Here is an 18,291-nt window from a genome sequence, read left to right as displayed (position 1 = left end):
GCGGGGCGCGTTCGGTGCGCGGGAAAGTCACGCCCAGGTCGATAACAGTCGCCCACGGCTGTGCCTGGGAATCCCCATCCCTGCGACGGGTGGGGAGGTTCAATTCACTAAAGCCCGGAAGCGAATAAATCCATAGGAATTGGGTGGGTTTCCGGGGGAATCAGCGTTTGGCACATCCCCAACTTCCACTACTACTACTCCATTCTGATTGAAGGTGACATTACATCCGGCTGGCACTGATGTTCCTGGCTCGTAATACCGACCGCGATCGCTATCGGGAATATTAGTAAGATAGATGTTCGGTTCAGCTGGACCACCTGAGGCTAGGGCACTGGTGCTCTGGAACATGGCAATCCCGACATCACTACTGGGGAAGCCAGCAGTGGCATTAAATGAGTCGGGAATAAAGGTAGTTTCTCCAGGTACTCGGTCACAGATGCGCAGGTTTTTAGCATTGTTGCTGCCATTGGAGAGGAAGTAAACAGTATACTCTAACTCATCCCCTGGCATCACTTGCCCAGAGTTAATTAATCCCCGCAGATAAACATCAGGATTTGGCCAGTTGGGGTCATTGTCATCAGCAGCACGGTCGGAACCAACGTTATTCTCAGAACTGCCACCATCAATGCCATCGATAAAGGGTGAACCTGATTGTGGTAGCTCTATCCACTCGTTGGTATCTTTCGGTTTGATAGCAGTAATCCGCTTGACCAGGATGACATTGGGCAAGATATTGTTATAGACTCCAACACTAGTTTGGCGTACACTAACCGTATCTGTATCCCTGGTTTCGAGGAATTCAGGACAACGGCCATTGGCATCATTACTAAGGGTATGCTCCCAACAAGCACTAGTATTTCCGTCTTCTCCATTGGGGGTGAGACTAATCGATTGACCAGTGCTTGCCCCATCTAAGTCTCGTTGGTAGGTGTCATCCCACAGATTCAATTCAGCTGACGGTGGAGTATTGATGGCGTTATTGGAGCCATAAGCAATGTAGTCTACAATCTTGAGTTCATCGTCATACAGCCAGATATCTTCTCCAGCATTATTGAGTTTGCCTGCGTTTCCTAACCAATCCTGGAATGCAGCATCGGCAGCTTGATGGTCTGATGTATTGTTGCCAATCCAAATCACAGCATATTCTCCTGGTTGGAGAGTGGTGTTGTTGGGGAAGATATAGGCCGGATTAGCAGCATCACCAGTAATGTTGCCAGTATTATCAGTACTGTTAAAAATCAGGTTGCTATCGGCTAGCCTCCAGTTACTGATATCTACAGCATTATCGGAAGAGTTATAGAGTTCGATGAATTCATCATTAGCCTCAGCACTCCTGCCAGTTTGGGCGTAGAGGACTTCGTTGATAACGATATTTCCGGCTTCTGGTGAAGCTTCTTCCGGGACTATGCTGTAGGTATAGGTAGCACACAATCCGACACTTGCCTCGCTAGTAGAGCCAGTGGAAGCGTTATCAGAGTTAATGAAACTAGCTGCAGAAGTAGTATTCACCTCGATACTGACAGTTTCCACTGGTGATGAGGAGCTAATGAAATCAGCTAGGTTAGTGTACTCCTCGGTATGGGTTTCATTGGCAATAATAGTGGGAGTCTGGCCACCGGAAGTGCCGCCAAAGTCAAGATTACCATCATAGACTGGTAGATTGAAGTCGGTGGATTGGCTGTAATTTCTGGTAAAATTCTCGTTAGTATCAGGTAAAGAGACACTGACTTGTCCATCTTGGTTCACGGTTATTGTTTTTGACTGGTCTACCGTATTCTCGTAAATTAACTCTTGTGCAATCAGGGTACTCAGGGTTAGCTCCACCTTCGCCAAGCTACCCATAGCAGAGTCAAATTTTTGTACGTTTAGGGTTTCAGTCCAATTGGTACGCTGGCGTGGTATTACATCGCAAGCCACAATAGTGTTGGTTTTGAGGGTAAGTCCAGCATCAATACTGGTATTGTTATCTCCCGCAGCCAAGGTAAAGGTAGCAGTGCGACCTGTTACTGGATCGGCATCACTGTCTAGGGTATCATCCCCAGCATCTTGGCTAGTGAAGTTATAGGCCACAGCAGGGGAGGTGAATTCAATGATGTAATCCCCTGGGTCAAGGTTGCTGAAACTGTAGTTACCATTGCTGTCGGTAAAGGTGGCATCAACGAAGGTGTTGTCAGATTTGTAGATATTGACTAGGGCGTTGGCAATTCCAGGCTCTCCAGCATCTTGGATACCATCACCATCTAGGTCTTCCCAGACTTTATCCCCTACAGAGGCAGTTGTTGGTGTAGAGTCAGCGATCGCAATTTGATAATCCTCTACTTCACCATCACTAGCGGCACCAGTAGGAGTAAGGCCAGTATCAGAACTATACCGGAAACGGGCATAGGTATTACCAATACTAGCTCCAGCTGGAACAGTGACATTTAATGCGATCGCATTGCCAGAAGGACTAACATCGGTAGCAATTTGCTCACCACTATCATCAAAGTCTCCATCTGCGTTCCAGTCAATCCAAGCATTGAGCACTCCAGACCCTGCCGTAGTAATATCTAAAGTGACATTATCCCCTATCGGTAGACTTTGTCCCTGGAGAGTAGCGCTATTGATTTGAACCCCATCATCGGTATCATCGGTAGCGTTATTATTATTATCCGTGCCATCTCCAAAGCCATCGGTATCAGCTGTTACTCCTGCCCCTAAATAGGTGGTATTGTCAATGGTGTGAGTAGGACCACTATTAGCGGATAAGGTTTGGTAATCTCCATTACCGGTGCTGGCGGTATTATCAGGAGCATCACCGTAGTCAACAGGCAAAGCTGTACCATCTAAAACCAGCCTTGCACTGTTAAAAGTACCCTCATCACCACCAACACTATCGCAAATTTCTAAAGTCCAGGTACCATTAGAGGTTTTGCCATTAAAAACAGCAAGACTATTGGACGGGGCTACAGTCCGGTCATAGAGAGGTGCTGCCGTATCATCATTGTCCCCATCATCTAGGGAATTCCCAGAGTTGCTGTCTAGAAGAACATCAAATCCATCTGCCGAGCCGCCAGTATTGCTGATTACATCAACAGAGGTACTATCCGGATGCTGTAACGTGACTCGAAGATCGCCACGCCAGGTGTGATCCGCATTAAATCCCAGATTAACGTCTTGAACCGTAAAGTTATCAGTAACGTTAAAAGTTCGCACTATTGGTGAACTACAGCTGTTTGATGTTATTGCCGCACTAGTGGTATTGTCATAAGTCACACTTTGTGCTTCTACTGGAGTAGAAGTAGCCACCAGCAAAGCAGACCCTGTCACCAAGATAGGGAAAGTAGCCTGAGCTAGGTTAGTTACCCCGATCAGGTTAAAGCCTAAAGGCTGTGGAGCAAAATTTACCTCAGACGCTTCTGAAAAGTCTGAGGAATGGTGTGGGATTTTTTTAAGATAATTGAATAAAGACTTCATAACTGGCCGCAATGAATTAAAGAGAAAAGCTAATTGGTAACTGACCCAAATAGTCTTGATATCAATCAATTATTTAGTTGAGCAACACCGAATAAATAACTAATCGTGGCTCTATAAAAGTTGCCATATAAAACGTTTATAAAATAATTAGTATAATCCTGATATTACAGGAGTTTGATTTTTTGAAAGAATATTTTTTTATCAATCACCCGCCCTATAATACTTAGTGGGCAATAAGCGCAATTTTATGCATAAAATCAGTTCGGTAGAACCCTAATCATTAATAACGAATAACTCAACACTCAGCACTGAGCACTCAGATAAGCGATTGAGCCGCTTGTCACGCTACGGGAAGGCATCCGAGTTTTCCTCCCAGTTAAACTACTCTCCTCATCTAGGATTGCCTAATTGATGTGGTTATTGCCTAGAGAGAATTACGGAATTTTTTTGAGGTTACGGAGGAGTTGATATCCGTGAATTCCACATCATTATTAAACCAAGCAACAACTAGTGTTACCGGTAGAGTTACTCATAAAATCAATAAACTCAATCCCATCTATAATAAAATCAATTAATTTTTGAGTTAACACTGCTTTTCAACTATACTACTCCCTCGGTGCGCTTTCCGTAGGCGAATTAAATTCGCCACGGGTCGCACCGCTCCCTACTCCCTACTAATCATGGCCAAGACACACATCCGCTTTGACTGGGCAATCAAAAAACTGCTGAGGGATAAAGCTAATTATGTCGTCCTAGAAGGCTTTATCACCGAATTACTAGGAGAAGAGATTACTATTGAATCGATTTTAGAAGGGGAAAGTAATCGGCTCACCGAAGACAATAAACTGAATCGAGTTGATATTCTAGCCCTCAATAGTGCTGGAGAGTTACTGCTCGTGGAAGTCCAAAACAGTTCCGAAAATGATTACTTTCATCGAATGCTATTTGGTGTCTCCACACTGCTCACCCAATATCTAGATAAAGGAGAGCCCTATAGTAAACTCAAAAAAGTCTACTCGATTAATATTGTTTACTTTACTCTAGGACAAGGACAAGATTACATCTATGAAGGGAAACTAGATTTCCGAGGTCGTCATCATCGTGACTCTTTAGGACTATCCAGCCTACAGAAGGAGTTGTTCAAACTAGAGCAAGTCTATCAGATATTTCCCGAATATTATATATTGAGAGTCAACCAGTTTGATAACGTAACCAGAAACAGTTTAGATGAATGGATCTATTTCCTAAAGAATAGTGAAATCAAAGAAGAGTTCCAAGCCAGAGGATTAGCTGAGGCTAAGGATAAGCTAAGGATTGAGAGTTTACCTTTACCAGAAAAAGTAGCTTATCAGAACTATCTGGAAAATAAACGCTATGAAATTAGCCTACTGGAAGGGGCAGAAGCAGCCGGAAAATTACAGGGGAGAGCAGAGAAAGCCACAGAAATAGCCAAAGCTATGAAAGCAAGAGGGATTGATATCAATTTAATCGTGGCAACAACTGGTTTAACTAAAGAAGACGTTGAGCATTTTTGAATAGTCGCGAAGCGATTTATTGCTCCTGAAACTCTTTTACCTTCTGCCTTCTACCTTAAAACAGCCCATTTATTTTACGAATCAGATCGGATTGCTATAGCTGGGAAACTGCCACCAGCGATGCAGAGGTGCCAAAGGGAGTTTCCCCCACTCGCGCTTTGCATCAAGAAATGAAGTGAATATCACTAAAAGTTTCGATCCACAAACGAGCGCCACAATCGAGTGGATTATCCGGCTGATAGACAATCTTACACGGACCGAGGATTTCGACCTCGTTGCCGTAGAGATTAGTGCCCTTTCGTTTTACTGAAATCACTGGCTTCCGGTCTTTGGGACTTTTCTTCATATTCGAGCCAATGTGATTGCGATTGACATTAATTTTAGCTAAAGCAGGGGGACGACTGGTACGCCATTTGCCCTTTGGTCCACGGGTACCTTTGGTAATTTGTGGCAAATGGTTGAACAGAGGAATAATCCAGAATTTACCAGTTTTATAGGCACCTCGGACGCGACCCTTCTCTAGGAGTTGCCGCAATCGTCTAGAGGAAATTCCTAATAAAGATGCTGCTTCAGTAGTACCAACACACTTGTTCATCAGTTGACTCTCCTTTAACTATTCCTATAATACTAGTTTAATAGATAAAAGAAAAATTGGCAACTTATTTTTTTAGGGAACAGGGAATAGGGAACAGGGAACAGGGAGGAAAGTGTGGTAAAGGTGGTAAATATTGTAAGGGTGGGTAGCAAGTCAAGTGCTGTTGTTTCCACTATTAGCGACTGCGTTAATACCGGAATAGTTAAGAAATCGGGAATTGGAAGCGGCTCCAAGGTCGCATCACGCATAGTTCTCTAACAAATTAATTAATTTGTTACACAAGATTTTTCCCCACTCCACTACTCCCGATTCCCGATTCCCGATTCCCTGCTCACCTTTTGTTACAAAATTTTAAAAAATATGTTATAATTAAAGATTATTTGTGCTAGTATAAAAATACCGTGGGCGCTAAAACGCTCCACGGTAAGAGCCAGCCGAAAGTTTCTCCAGGACCACAGGCTGGCTCTAGTACCCCAGTTAAAGGATATATCTTGATTATGTCGTACTCTCAACGCCTACACCCATGGGTGGTTGTTCGGCTGTTGCCCGAAATGCAACGGGTGGTTGTTGCTCGTTTCCGGAACCGTTCTGATGCGGAAGGTCACTTGCAGGCTCTTAAACGGCTGATGCCTGATGGGAAATTTATCATTATCTTCGATATTGGTCAGCCTATAGACGGCCAGCCTATAGACGGCCAGCCTATAGACGAAGAATCTTAAGGAGCAGGGAGTGTGGGAAGTGTGGGAGACCCAGCTTCCCAGTAATCAAATTTTAGTCCGACCCCAGAAACAGCCCTGGGCGTGACTCAGTAATTAGTATTGATTCGGTAATTGTCTATGGCAAAACCTGCAGATATTGGTAGCAAACGTCTAATCAGTCTCGCGCCCAATGCCTGGGTGCAATGGGTAACGGGTAATCCCCAAGTGCGAGCATCGGAGTTACTCGATGCTGAATTTCAATGGATTAGTCGGGAAAGTGACGTAATTGTCAAAGCCTCTAGTCCTGAACATCAAGAATTTCTGATTCTCAATGAATTACAACTGCGCTATAGCCAGGCCATGCCTAAGCGCATGCGCAATTATGTTGCCCTAGCTGAGGAGAAATATAACCTATCCACTTATCCAGTATTAATTAACATCTTGCCGCCCCCAGCCACCGTTACCATTGAAAATTGCTACGAAAGCGAATTCATGGGACTGAATGCCCGTCAAGATTATCGGGTAATTAATCTGTGGGAAGTAGATGCTGACTTGGTACTGACACAACCTTTACCATCGCTACTACCGTTTGTTCCAATCTTAAAAGGAGGTGGTAGTGAATCGAAATTGCGCTCAGCAGTGCAGGCACTACGAGCGGATCAAACTTTGAACCAACTAGAACCATTGTTAGCTTTCTTTGCTAGCTTTGTGCATAAGATACCGTTAATTCAACAAATCATGAGGTGGGATATGACAGTATTACGAGAATCACCCTGGTATCAAGAAATTTTACAAGAAGGAATTCAACAAGAACGTCGCCGGAGTTTAGAGCGCATCCTTAACCTGCGATTTGGAGATATTACTTTAGATATATCCCGGAAAATGCCAGCTTTAACTCTCGAACAATTAGACGAGTTAATCGCCATAGCATTAACTGTGAATTCTTTAGATGAGTTTAGTCAACAGTTGCCCAATTAATTAAATAGAGCCACACCCCACCTCGACCGTGGGGTAATTTTTTCTCGGCTATGAGTTTTGATGCGCTCAATAGACTATAGAATTTGAAGTTGATATAACATTTATCATAGCTATGAGGTGCGCTTGACCCATTAAAAATTAAATTCGCTATGGGTCGCACCTGAGGTAAACATAAATTTTACCATCTTCCCTACTCCCTACTCCCTATTCCCTATTCCCTATTCCCTATTCCCTTATTAAACCCTTTTTAATTATGTCACCAAATCAACAAAGAGCATCTGAAACTAAACCTGAAACTAAACCTGAAACTAAACAGTATATCCCTTCTGTATTTCGCATCTCTCCTATAATTCGAATTACCTTAATAACATTTTATTGGGCGCTGTTGATACCATTACCGTTTTTAGCTAAAGTATCATCGACTCCGGTATCGCCAATAGTCCTGTGGGTAGGCATTAGCTTAGGATTTTTAGCCCTCTATGGAGCTTTAAGCGAACAGGTGATTGTAGATGACGAAAAAATTCAGGTGGCTTATCCCAATTGGGTGCCCCGATTCTTTCGCAAAGGTTGGCAATTAGACTGGAAAGAGGTGAAAGACTTGAAAATGCGCACCACAGGTCAAGGGGGGCTTGTTTACTATTTCATTAGCCAGTCTTCTGACCAAGCTTACTTGCTACCAATGCGAGTAGTGGGATTTAATCGCTTAGTTAAGTTAGTACAAAACTATACCGGGATAGATACCACCGATATTCGTCCTCTAGCCCAGCCTTGGATGTATCTAATTTTGTTTGGATTCACCCTCTTGCTATTACTGGTAGATGGCTGGACAATAACCACAGCTATAAATCAGGGTTTGATGTAAGCATTCAGCTATCAGCTATCAGCTATCAGCTATCAGCCTATGGGCTACGGGCACGGTACTTGAGGTACTATAGCACTACGCATTAAGATGTTTGACATTGTCTTGATGCAGTCGCTCATGGGGGAAACCCCCAAGACCGTAATGGTGCGTTTTCCGCATTAAGAATTAAATTCGCCACGGGTCGCACCTCTGCATCGCTCCTAAACTCCGAAACGTAAGTAATCCCTTACTTTTGACTTCTGACGCAATAACCTTGCTGACTTGCGCGTAGCGCTATAAAAGCACTATCTGTAACACCATCTGTAGCCCATTAGCTGAGAGCTGAGAGCTGAGAGCTGAGAGCTGAGAGCTGAGAGCTGAAAGCTGATAGCTAAAACATTGATAATTTTGAATTGGAGCGAAGCGATTGACTAATACCCTGTTGCAGCTCAAACAGGTAAGCCTGACCCTCTCAACCAGGGCTAAAGCGGCTGGAATACCTATATTAACTGATATTTCTTTCGAGGTCAGCCAATGCGATCGCATCAGCGTGATTGGACCATCCGGTGCGGGTAAAACCTCTCTGTTGCGCCTGTTGAACCGACTAAGTGAGTCCACCCAGGGAAATATTTACCTAGATAATCAGAACATCCGGAATATCTCTGTCCTAGAATTGCGCCGACAGGTAATGCTGGTACCTCAAGAACCAAAACTGTTAGGGATGACCGTTCAGGAGGCTCTAGCTTATCCGTTGGTATTGCAACAGCTGCCAAAAAAAGCGATTGCACAACGGACACAAGGGATTCGAGAGAGACTGCGCATCCCAGCGGAGTGGTTAGAGCGTACAGAGTTACAACTGTCTTTGGGACAACGGCAATTGGTTGCGATCGCACGAGCACTAGTTGTCCAACCAAGAATAGTGTTACTCGATGAGCCTACCTCAGCCTTAGATGCTGGTATAGCCTCTCAGGTGATCAGGGTATTTACCGATTTAGCCCAAAAGGAGCAGATCACAATTTTGATGGTCAATCATCAGCTAGATATGGCTGAGTTATTTTGTAATCGAGTCTTGTATTTGCAAAATACTCAGTTACTCCAAGACACGACCGCTGAGAAGATTAATTGGCAACAGTTGCGAGAGAGATTAGTACAAGCAGAAGCTGAAGCATCTCAAGAGTGGTTTTAATCATTTGTTGACAGTTGACGGTTATTTTGCCTATTGCCTCTTGCCTATTGCCTCTTGCCTATTGCCTCTTGCCTCTTGTCTATTGCCTCTTGCCTATCATGCGTCTAACCTCTATTGATGTCTTTCGAGGTATTGCCATGGCTAGCATGATTCTAGTCAACAATCCAGGAAGTTGGTCTTATGTCTATCCCCCCTTACTTCACGCTAAGTGGCATGGTTTTACACCCACAGACTTAGTATTTCCTGCCTTTTTATTTATTGCTGGTGTAGCAATGGCTTTTTCCTTAGTCAAGTACACCAATAACAACCAATCCGTATCCCAAGGGTATTGGCGTATTGGCAGGCGATGTGCCATTCTATTTGCCCTAGGCTTACTGCTCAATGGTTTTCCGACTTACAACTGGGATACTATTCGGATTATGGGTGTCTTGCAGCGCATTAGTCTTGCCTATCTCCTTAGTGCTGTAGCAGTGCTAAATCTAAGACGACGGGGTTTGTGGGTACTGACCGGAATAGTTTTGTTAGGGTACTGGGCAGCGATGTCTTTAGTGCCAGTTCCTGATTATGGTGCTGGTAATCTGACACCGGAAGGAAATTTTGCTGCCTATATCGACCGTATGGTATTGGGAACAAACCATTTGTATAAACAAGCTCAATTTGATCCAGAAGGACTGTTTAGCACCTTACCGGCGGTAGTTACTGTCTTAGCTGGCTATTTCGTTGGGGATTGGCTACGCCATCAACCAATACAGTCCCGTACTAGTTTGGGATTAGTACTATTTGGTCTAGGTTGTCTTGGTTTAGGCTGGGTTTGGGATTTCTGGTTCCCAATTAACAAGCAGTTATGGACAAGTTCCTATGTAGTCTTTTCTGCTGGTTGGTCGATGCTGTTACTGGCAGCTTGTTATGAGTTAATTGAAGTGCGGGGATTTCGCCGATGGGGATGGCCCCTAGAAGTGATGGGGTTAAACGCAATTTTTCTGTTTGTCGCATCTGGTTTAGTAGTTCGCATCCTGTATCGAACTAAGGTAGGGACAGGTGATAATGCTGTGAGTACCTATACTTGGATTTATGAAAATCTGTTTCGGTCGTGGGCGGGAGCGATCAATGGTTCTTTGATCTTTGCGATAGTCAATGTACTGTTGTGGTGGGTGATTCTCTATGGGATGTATCGGCGACGCTGGTTGATCAAAATTTAAGGGTTAAGGGTTAAGGGTTAAGGGTTAATTAACCAACAACCTCTAATAACTCTTATGAGTTGCCAATTCTGTCCCAGATTTTAGATCATTCTCATTGATCCCTTGATTAAACCGATAGCCAACATTGCGAACCGTTTGGATAATGCTGGGTTGTCGAGGATCGGTTTCTATTTTTTTGCGCAGGGCAAGGACGTGGGTATCGATAGTGCGTGGATTGTCAATAGCATTGGGCCAAGCACGGCGCAATAATTCAGACCGACTCAAAGCCATTCCCTCTGCTTGGGCGAGTACGTAGAGCAAGCTAAATTCTTGGGGAGTCAGGTCAATAAACTCTTCTTTAAAGCGGACACGACGCTGGACTAAATCAATTTTGAGATCACCGTAGTCTAGAGACAGGGGAGCCACCGTAATGCGGAGGCGACGAATTAGGGCTTCTACCCGTGCCATAAATTCCTGTATACCAAAGGGCTTGGTCAGGTAATCATCTGCCCCAGCTTTAAGACCAGTGACGATATCTCTTTCACTATTACGAGCAGACAACATTAAAATTAGAGATTTTCGCTGTTGCTGAAGCCAGCAGCAAAATTCAACCCCATCACTGTCTGGTAAATCAGAGTCTAGGATAACCAGACTGGGTTGGCGATGGTGAAAGTCTTCCTTGGCTTGATCAAGATTTTGTGATTGGTACACCCCATAGCCGGATTTCTTTAGGTGGGACCCTAGAAGCGATCGCAAATGAGGGTTTCCTTCAATAATCTGAATTCTAACTGAGCCCACGGCACTTTAAAGTCCTCTTAGCCTTAGCCGTTGGGATCTAATCCTAGCAAAGGTCACGTCAACATTCTGTAACAACTGCTACTGATGATACCGATATTGGCTTGGGTTCTTAAAATACGACTTCCTAGTGGCACGATCGCGACCAGGTCAGAGGGACAATAAGGACAATAGTAAAATTTCAATTTACCATTAATTTTAACTGACCATTTTTAATTATAGCATATAAGATGCAATTTAGTCTAGCTAACATAACAAATAATTGAGAAACGTATCGAGGACTTGCTACTTTTGCTAAACTGAAATTAAGTTGGCGTATCCGAGTTTCTACTGAGTGAGCCAATACCACTACTGTTGATACTCAAAATTTATTAAGACTATGCTGCAAGATCCTCAAGCTATACGCTGCTATCAAAAACTTACTGACTCCCTAGTCGATTTGTGGAATCGAGGTTATAGCTTCGATGAATTGCGGCTATATATCGATGGCTATCTTTCTGCCCTCAAACACACAAATACCCTTGAATCCTATATAACCTACCGCTTAGAAGAAGATGCCATTCGTTATCTTCGTGATCCATCCAACTTTGAGATGGTACCAATGCCGCAGCCAGAAACCGACTACTTTTAAACCTTAAACACACAGAACCCCACTCAATCATATCAAGTCTATTGGAGTACTCATCCTATCCGTTAGCTGGTAATAGGCAATTACCCATTACCCATTACCCATTACCCATTACCCATTACCCATTCCCAAAAAGCGATAGGCTATTCTCTTGAGTAATTAACTGGACTTGATATCAGTGGGTTTTCTTAGCAATCTGCTTTTCCCAAATAGCAACTAAATTCTCAACCCTCTGATCCCAACCATATTGGGAAACACACTCCCTACCGTTGCGACCCATTTCCTGTCGCAACGCTGGGTTCTCAATTAATACTTTGAGCTTGTCGGAGAAATCTTCCTGATTCTGGGGAGTGAACAAAAAGCCATTCCATCCGTCTTGGATATTCTCCACTACCCCACCTGCTTCAGGAGCGAGCACAGGAATTCCAGCAGCAAAGGCTTCTAATATAGTTAGCCCTCTAGTCTCCTTCTCAGATGCTGTGATATGAATATCACTGTTGACCAACAAAGCTGGAACATTTTCCGGTGGGACTCTACCTAGGAAGTAACTATTTGGTGTTAACTTGCTTAACCTGGTAGCAATTTCATCCCGCATCGGACCATCACCAACAATGATCAGTGCGATTTGGTCACTGTTGACCTCTTGTACAACTCGTAAAAAGGCATTCAGGGTAAATTCCCACCCCTTATCTGGAGTTAACCTACCTAAGAAAACTAACTTAACTTTACTGTCAACCCCTCTAAGATCATAGTTCTTCTCGAAAAACTGTTCCTCCTGTAAATCCGCAGAGAATTTACTAGCATCAAAGCCAAGCAAATTGGCATAAGTGGTGTTTTTAATGCCTAGATCGATAATCTTTTTATGGGTAATCCGACTAGACACTAGGGTGACATCATAAGAATTATAAACTGAAAGCAATATGGTTTTAAAAATAAATTTAATTCCAGCGACGACCACAGACGGTAGAGAAAAGTAATCTTCGGCATAGTCGAGAAAATTAGTCCTAAAAAAACTCACACAGGGAATACCAGCCTTTTTGGCAAAAGCGACCCCAGGCACTCTAAAAAAGCCAAAAAACAGTCTTTCTGGTTCATCAACATGAATAATATCGGGCTGGAATTTTTTTAACTCCTGGAGCAGGATTGAATAGGAACTTCTACGCACCTGACGCTCAAACTCTAAGTCCATGAATGAGGTACTCGGTAAATTGATGATTCTCACTCCAGGCAGGATTTGACCAGTATAATCTCGCCAATTGGGATAGACATCTTCTAACGCACTGTAGTCAGGACAAAATAACAACACCTGGTGTCCCCACTGACTCAGTCGTTGTAGCCTAGATAATCCACTAACTGTTACGCCATCAATGACAGGCAAGAATCCAGAGGTGATAATAGCAATTTTCATAGGTTAGTAGAATTAACCCACTCAGAGGGTGTTTAATTTTTAGGGGCAAAGCATTGAGGATGGATCAATTTTTGCATAAATCCTTAGCAGAACAGATCAGGCAAATCTAATAACGTTTCATACCAAATCCGGGTTAATTACCCCCTTTTGAAGCAAAAAGCATGAGGAGCGTGACTAAGCGTGACTAAGCGTGACTGAGAACAGGAGAAAGAATGTTGGAATCATAAAGAGGGTTTTTGAAGCCGATTTGGGATCAAACACTAGTCGAAGTAGTTAAACCTAGGTTAGGGTGAATCGCATCCGGCAGTTCCTTTTCCACTCGCCGTATAGGTGGATATCGATAAGCGATAAAGCTTGCCAGGATGTTCAGCAATCCCATCAACAGCAACAGCAAGCCCATCCCACGCCCTGGACCAACGCCAATGATATGGCCAATACTACCTGCTAACAATCCATCGGTAGCCATCATCGGTTCTAAAAGATGATCGACTAACGGTCCGGTTAGCATGTGGGCAAGGATCAATAACGAGTTTTCGATTGCCAGTTGTAAGGCGAAGACCCGTCCTTGCAGATTAGCTGGGACTTTGTTCTGCCAGATAGTCTGATTACAGCTAACGATAATAGGTTGAGCAAATAAGACACCAAAAGCCCCAAGAGCAGCCAAGCTCACAGAAGCGCGGCACCCACCTAAAAGTAAGAACAAGCCTTGCAGGATTACAAAGCTAAAAATACCGTATATCCTGGGCTTGGGTCCTCCCCAGGTAGTCATGACCAAGCTACCAATCAGCATCCCACAACCGCCAATAGATAAAATGACCCCAAGTTCAGCACTGGAGGCAAAACTTAACACCAGTGGCCAGAACAACACCTGAAGAATACCCATACTGAAGTAGACCACGGCAAAGAACATCAGCAACCCTCGTAGTCCTTGGCGTTTGGCAATGTAACGCCAGCCTGATACTAGATCTTGGCGCAGTTGAGAGAAGTGGGCTTGCTTTTGATGAGTGTGATGGGTAGACTGGAGATGGGGAATCTGAACCCTTAGCAATGTTGCTAGGGCAAAGATGAATGTGATGAAGTCTATTAATAGAATTCCCTGCAAGTGGATGGTCTCCAGCAGCACACCCGCCAAGGTCGGTCCAAGAATCTTGGCAGTTGCCCTAGAGGCTTGCATCATGCCATTAGCACGGCTAAGATGTTCTTGAGGCATCAGCTGAGTCGTAGCTGCTGTATAGGCTGGCAACTGGAAAGCCTTAAACGTTGAACTGATTGCTACGACTAGGTAAATGTGCCAGATCTCTAACCTGCCCGAGAACACCAGAGCCATAACCACCAGTGTGCTAGCCCCTGCCACGGAGTCGCTGAGAATCATCGCCCAGCGTCTATTCCACCGGTCTACGAATGTACCAGCTATGGGTGAGATTATAATATTTGGTAGGTGAATAAATAAAGAAATTAGGGCAAATTGGGTGATTGAACCAGTGGTCTGGTAAGCCCAAACACCCAGAGCAAATTCGGTAAGATTAGACCCCAGAAGGGATACTAGTTGTCCCAACCAGATCAGAAAGAAAATCTGCATTTATTGTGTCTTTTTCTACTTTACTCGTCGTTATACTCCGCCATCGGCGGGATTATTGTACCTTTTATACATGAATGACTGAACCCCTTGCCAGTTCCCGCTCAGCTTACACCTTGAGAGGTAAAACAGTCTAGCTCGGGGAAAAAGACTGTTGTGGGTGGGCTTACTGATATATCTAGTATGCTGGCAAGTTTTATGTTTGACGGTACCCTTGATGAGTACTCTTTGTGACATTTTTGGTTACATTGTGGTGACATTGTCTTGATGCAAAGCGCGAGAGAGGGAACCACGGCAGTCGCTCATGAGGGGGACCCCCTTTGGCGGCGCTGCCTCCCCAAGGCCGCACTTGCTCCCCCATGGCTGCGCTGCATCGCTTTTGCCCGACAAGCGCCTCTGTGGGTGACATGGTGCTGAATTTGCTGATCAGAATAATTCCTTAGTACCTATCTCAACAGGAAGGAAGACATGAGCTATTGTGGACACCTCTGTTGAGAAGCTCCACAGCCGAGAGCTGACTGCTGACTCCTTACTAACTAGTTACGTTTAGTGGTAAGAAAAGACCAGTTACCCTGGTTATTAAGAAGAGTTTTAACAGTTAGGATTAAAATTGATTTGATTCCCATTAACTATTATATACTTGATTGGCAAATAAAACAAGTATCCTAAACGGGAGTTTTAAATCAATTGAGATATTGAGATATTGAAGATGCTTAACTATATCTACTTCCTTAGATAGTTCCGTTTTGGATTATTTGAGTTCACTAGTTTACTTTTTTTTGAGCGTTTATCCTTCACACTCAAGGGTCAAGCGTCAACTGTAACCCTATTAAATTGATTTCAAGCTATCGGTTATAAAATATACCTAGGTTTGACCCCCCAAAGTATCCCAAAAATCACTGCTAGTATTTGGAATCATAATGATTGACTTTAATTTCGGTAAGAGGAGGTTGAGCTAAAGGACACCATTGGATTCACAAGACATGCTTTGATTGGACGCGATCGCATATTGTAAAACTAATCAACGTTAAACCAGTAACTATAAATAGTTTCATAGTATGATCAGTCGTCATCGTTTTATTCATCCTTACTGATCAACATATTGCTGGTCATCGGGATTTTCTCGCTCCTCCAGAATCTCCGTTCGCTTAGCGTGACCTACGGTCAATCGCGTAGCGTGGCCCACGGCCTCTCCTTCCTCATAACTGAAAATTTTGCCAAAATGGCAACCAATTACTAATATGTATAAGTCAATATTGTATAGATGCAGGTTTATTTCCTCTTAAGTTCACTGCCATATAAATCCATGTCGAAATGATTAGATTCGGAAGAGGATTAACATAAAATTCAGGGTAAATAATATCGCCAGAGTCTTCTTGATTTTTATAAGTTTAATGAAAGTTAAATTAAGATTGCTTAAAATTGCTTTAATTAACTAAATTTAAATCAGGGCGCTTTACTACACTATAAGTAAGTCAGTAATATCTATGTCAAGATAACTACTTATAATTCGTGATATTACTACTGTGCATTTCAATCAATATAGTTAACGAAAATACCTATGGTATTAAACGCAAATAAACTATCTGAAATAACTATTAAACTAACAGCTACCCTGACAGCATAACCCTTAAATCAATCTCTTAACTTATGGATGGAAGATAGAAATATTCCATCCAAAATAAACTTATCAAAATCTAATCAACATGTTGAAAAAATATTTGATAAGTCTAGTCTAATATCTACTAAAAAAAATGGGAGTCCTGTCATCTGCTCTAGTTTTGAAGACTGGATCAAGTCTCCTGCCAATCAGCCATTATCACCAAATCACTCTAACCTAGGATTAGCTACCAATTTTGATATTCTTAAAGCCGAAGCATTGCTAGTTAATCATAACGATTACCATTTACCAAATAATTTAGTAATCGTTCATGAAAATGAACAAAAAACCAATGAATTATATCAAGAAATATTTGAAGAAAAGACCTACATTAAACATGGCATAACTATCCATGATGGGGATTGTATTTTTGATATAGGGGCAAACATCGGTATGTTCACCCTGTTTGCTCAGCAAATCTGTAAAAATGCCAGACTATTCTCCTTTGAAACCTTACCAGATGTTTTTGAACTGTTGCAGATCAATGCATCACTGTATGGCTCCAATGCCAAAGTCTTCAATTTTGGACTTTCCAAGCACTCAAAGAGTATATCTAGTATGATTCATCAACATAACATTGAAAAAATTGATTTACTCAAAATTAATGCTGATCAACCTCAGCTAGATATCCTGGCTGGCATCAAGGAAAAGGATTGGGAAAAAATTCAGCAAATTGTCATGGAGGTTGATCAGATTACAGCAGGGATAAAACTAAAGCAGATCACAAACTTACTCCAACGGAAAGGCTACCAGTTAGTGATTGATCAAGAAGTATTGCTGGCAGATACAGGGGTTTACCGTATCTACGCCAGCCGTAACTATCAGCTAAATCAATTATCTTAGTATCCAACAGCAATTAAAATCCCTGTTATTCTACCAACACACTGATTACTCAGCTTACTCAGCACCCTTCACACGGAGGCACTCAGCCTTCCTGATAAGTAAGTGGATCGTCCAATCCCAACTCAGCAAAGGCAGCCAATCGCAACCGACAAGCATCACAAACACCACAAGCTAAATCGTTACCTGTGTAGCATGACCAGGTTTTTTCCCAAGGAACACCCAGCTGATTGCCTAATTGGATAATTTCGGTTTTTTTCAGGTCAATCAGAGGACTGACAATTTTAATTCCATTGCCCTCCCTACCTTGTTTCGTCCCCAAATCAAAAGCTGTCTGCATTGCTTGGATATAATCCGGACGGCAATCTGGATAGCCAGAATAATCTAAGGCATTGACACCGACATAGACTGCCTCAGCACCAATTGCTTCTGCATAGGATAAGCCAAAGCTCAGAAAAATCGTGTTACGGGCTGGAACGTAGGTAATGGGGATTTCTTGAGACATCTGCTCTAGACTACGCTCCTTGGGTAGGTCAAGGTTATCATCGGTTAACGCTGAACCTCCCCACTGCCGTAAGTCAAACCTGACTACCTGATGTTCCTTAACACCTGCTGCACTAGCAATTGCGTACGCTGATTTGAGTTCTCGTCGATGTCGCTGCTGATAATCAAAGGAAAGGGCATAACACTCATAACCGTCTCCTACTGATTGATACAAAACTGTAGCAGAGTCTAAACCTCCAGATAACAACACAATTACTTTCTTAGACATGATCCAACCAGATATCACAAGTCTCATCAGGATAATGCCTAATCAAACGTTTTGCACTGTTACTACAACTACCAATTAATAATTTCATTGCTCTGTCAACAGACAACCCACAAACTGACACATAGGGTTAGTGTTCCATATTTCG

The 18,291-nt window shown here is 43.1% G+C and carries 14 protein-coding genes; 8 read left to right on the top strand and 6 right to left on the bottom strand.

Annotated elements, in window-relative coordinates:
- Positions 1-99: 99 nt before the first annotated feature.
- Positions 100-3,456: an SdrD B-like domain-containing protein gene (locus tag BJP37_RS29025; RefSeq protein ID WP_143727851.1), complete on the bottom strand. Its 3,357-nt coding sequence runs from the start codon at positions 3,454-3,456 to the stop codon at positions 100-102.
- A 680-nt stretch (positions 3,457-4,136) separates the two neighbouring features.
- Here BJP37_RS29025 and BJP37_RS29020 point away from each other — a divergent pair.
- The gene (locus tag BJP37_RS29020) at positions 4,137-4,991 is read left to right on the top strand and encodes an Rpn family recombination-promoting nuclease/putative transposase (RefSeq protein ID WP_075904044.1); all 855 of its coding nucleotides are present in this window, start codon (positions 4,137-4,139) and stop codon (positions 4,989-4,991) included.
- A gap of 163 nt (positions 4,992-5,154) precedes the next feature.
- Here the strand turns inward: BJP37_RS29020 and BJP37_RS29015 are convergent, their stop codons facing one another.
- Positions 5,155-5,586: a MerR family transcriptional regulator gene (locus BJP37_RS29015; RefSeq protein ID WP_071106764.1), complete on the bottom strand. Its 432-nt coding sequence runs from the start codon at positions 5,584-5,586 to the stop codon at positions 5,155-5,157.
- Positions 5,587-6,083: 497 nt separating this feature from the next.
- Between BJP37_RS29015 and BJP37_RS29005 the strand changes: the two genes are divergently transcribed.
- The 5 genes from BJP37_RS29005 to BJP37_RS28985 all read left to right on the top strand — a co-directional run bounded on the left by BJP37_RS29005 (position 6,084) and on the right by BJP37_RS28985 (position 10,488).
- A complete protein-coding gene (locus BJP37_RS29005) occupies positions 6,084-6,305 on the top strand; it encodes a hypothetical protein (RefSeq protein WP_075906567.1) in 222 nt (73 codons plus the stop codon).
- Between the two features lie 117 nt (positions 6,306-6,422).
- The gene (locus BJP37_RS29000; protein ID WP_075904042.1) at positions 6,423-7,262 is read left to right on the top strand and encodes a DUF4351 domain-containing protein; all 840 of its coding nucleotides are present in this window, start codon (positions 6,423-6,425) and stop codon (positions 7,260-7,262) included.
- 253 nt (positions 7,263-7,515) lie between these two features.
- Entirely contained in the window at positions 7,516-8,124 is a 609-nt protein-coding gene (locus BJP37_RS28995; RefSeq protein ID WP_229415480.1) for a hypothetical protein, read from the top strand.
- Between the two features lie 406 nt (positions 8,125-8,530).
- Positions 8,531-9,289 (top strand): ABC transporter ATP-binding protein, encoded by a 759-nt coding sequence (locus tag BJP37_RS28990; RefSeq protein WP_075904040.1) that lies wholly within the window; start codon positions 8,531-8,533, stop codon positions 9,287-9,289.
- 98 nt (positions 9,290-9,387) lie between these two features.
- Positions 9,388-10,488, top strand: coding sequence for an acyltransferase family protein (locus BJP37_RS28985; RefSeq protein WP_075904038.1), 1,101 nt, complete (start codon positions 9,388-9,390; stop codon positions 10,486-10,488).
- Positions 10,489-10,530: 42 nt separating this feature from the next.
- Here the strand turns inward: BJP37_RS28985 and BJP37_RS28980 are convergent, their stop codons facing one another.
- Positions 10,531-11,265 (bottom strand): response regulator transcription factor, encoded by a 735-nt coding sequence (locus BJP37_RS28980; RefSeq protein WP_075904036.1) that lies wholly within the window; start codon positions 11,263-11,265, stop codon positions 10,531-10,533.
- A 376-nt stretch (positions 11,266-11,641) separates the two neighbouring features.
- Here BJP37_RS28980 and BJP37_RS28975 point away from each other — a divergent pair, with 376 nt between their 5' ends.
- Entirely contained in the window at positions 11,642-11,893 is a 252-nt protein-coding gene (locus BJP37_RS28975) for a DUF6761 family protein (protein WP_075904034.1), read from the top strand.
- A gap of 172 nt (positions 11,894-12,065) precedes the next feature.
- Here the strand turns inward: BJP37_RS28975 and BJP37_RS28970 are convergent, their stop codons facing one another.
- On the bottom strand, positions 12,066-13,298 hold the full coding sequence (locus BJP37_RS28970) for a glycosyltransferase (RefSeq protein ID WP_075904032.1): 1,233 nt from the start codon (positions 13,296-13,298) through the stop codon (positions 12,066-12,068).
- Between the two features lie 253 nt (positions 13,299-13,551).
- Positions 13,552-14,877: an MFS transporter gene (locus BJP37_RS28965; protein ID WP_075904030.1), complete on the bottom strand. Its 1,326-nt coding sequence runs from the start codon at positions 14,875-14,877 to the stop codon at positions 13,552-13,554.
- A 1,651-nt stretch (positions 14,878-16,528) separates the two neighbouring features.
- Here BJP37_RS28965 and BJP37_RS28960 point away from each other — a divergent pair.
- Complete coding sequence (locus tag BJP37_RS28960) at positions 16,529-17,377, top strand: FkbM family methyltransferase (protein ID WP_075904028.1); 849 nt, start codon at positions 16,529-16,531, stop codon at positions 17,375-17,377.
- A gap of 82 nt (positions 17,378-17,459) precedes the next feature.
- On the opposite strand, the gene queC is transcribed toward BJP37_RS28960, so the two are convergent.
- The gene (queC, locus tag BJP37_RS28955; RefSeq protein ID WP_075904026.1) at positions 17,460-18,146 is read right to left on the bottom strand and encodes a 7-cyano-7-deazaguanine synthase QueC; all 687 of its coding nucleotides are present in this window, start codon (positions 18,144-18,146) and stop codon (positions 17,460-17,462) included.
- Positions 18,147-18,291 lie beyond the last annotated feature (145 nt).

This window comes from Moorena bouillonii PNG, assembly GCF_001942495.1.
Classification (GTDB): Bacteria; Cyanobacteriota; Cyanobacteriia; order Cyanobacteriales; family Coleofasciculaceae; genus Moorena; species Moorena bouillonii.
This window is presented reverse-complemented; position numbering and strand designations above follow the sequence as displayed.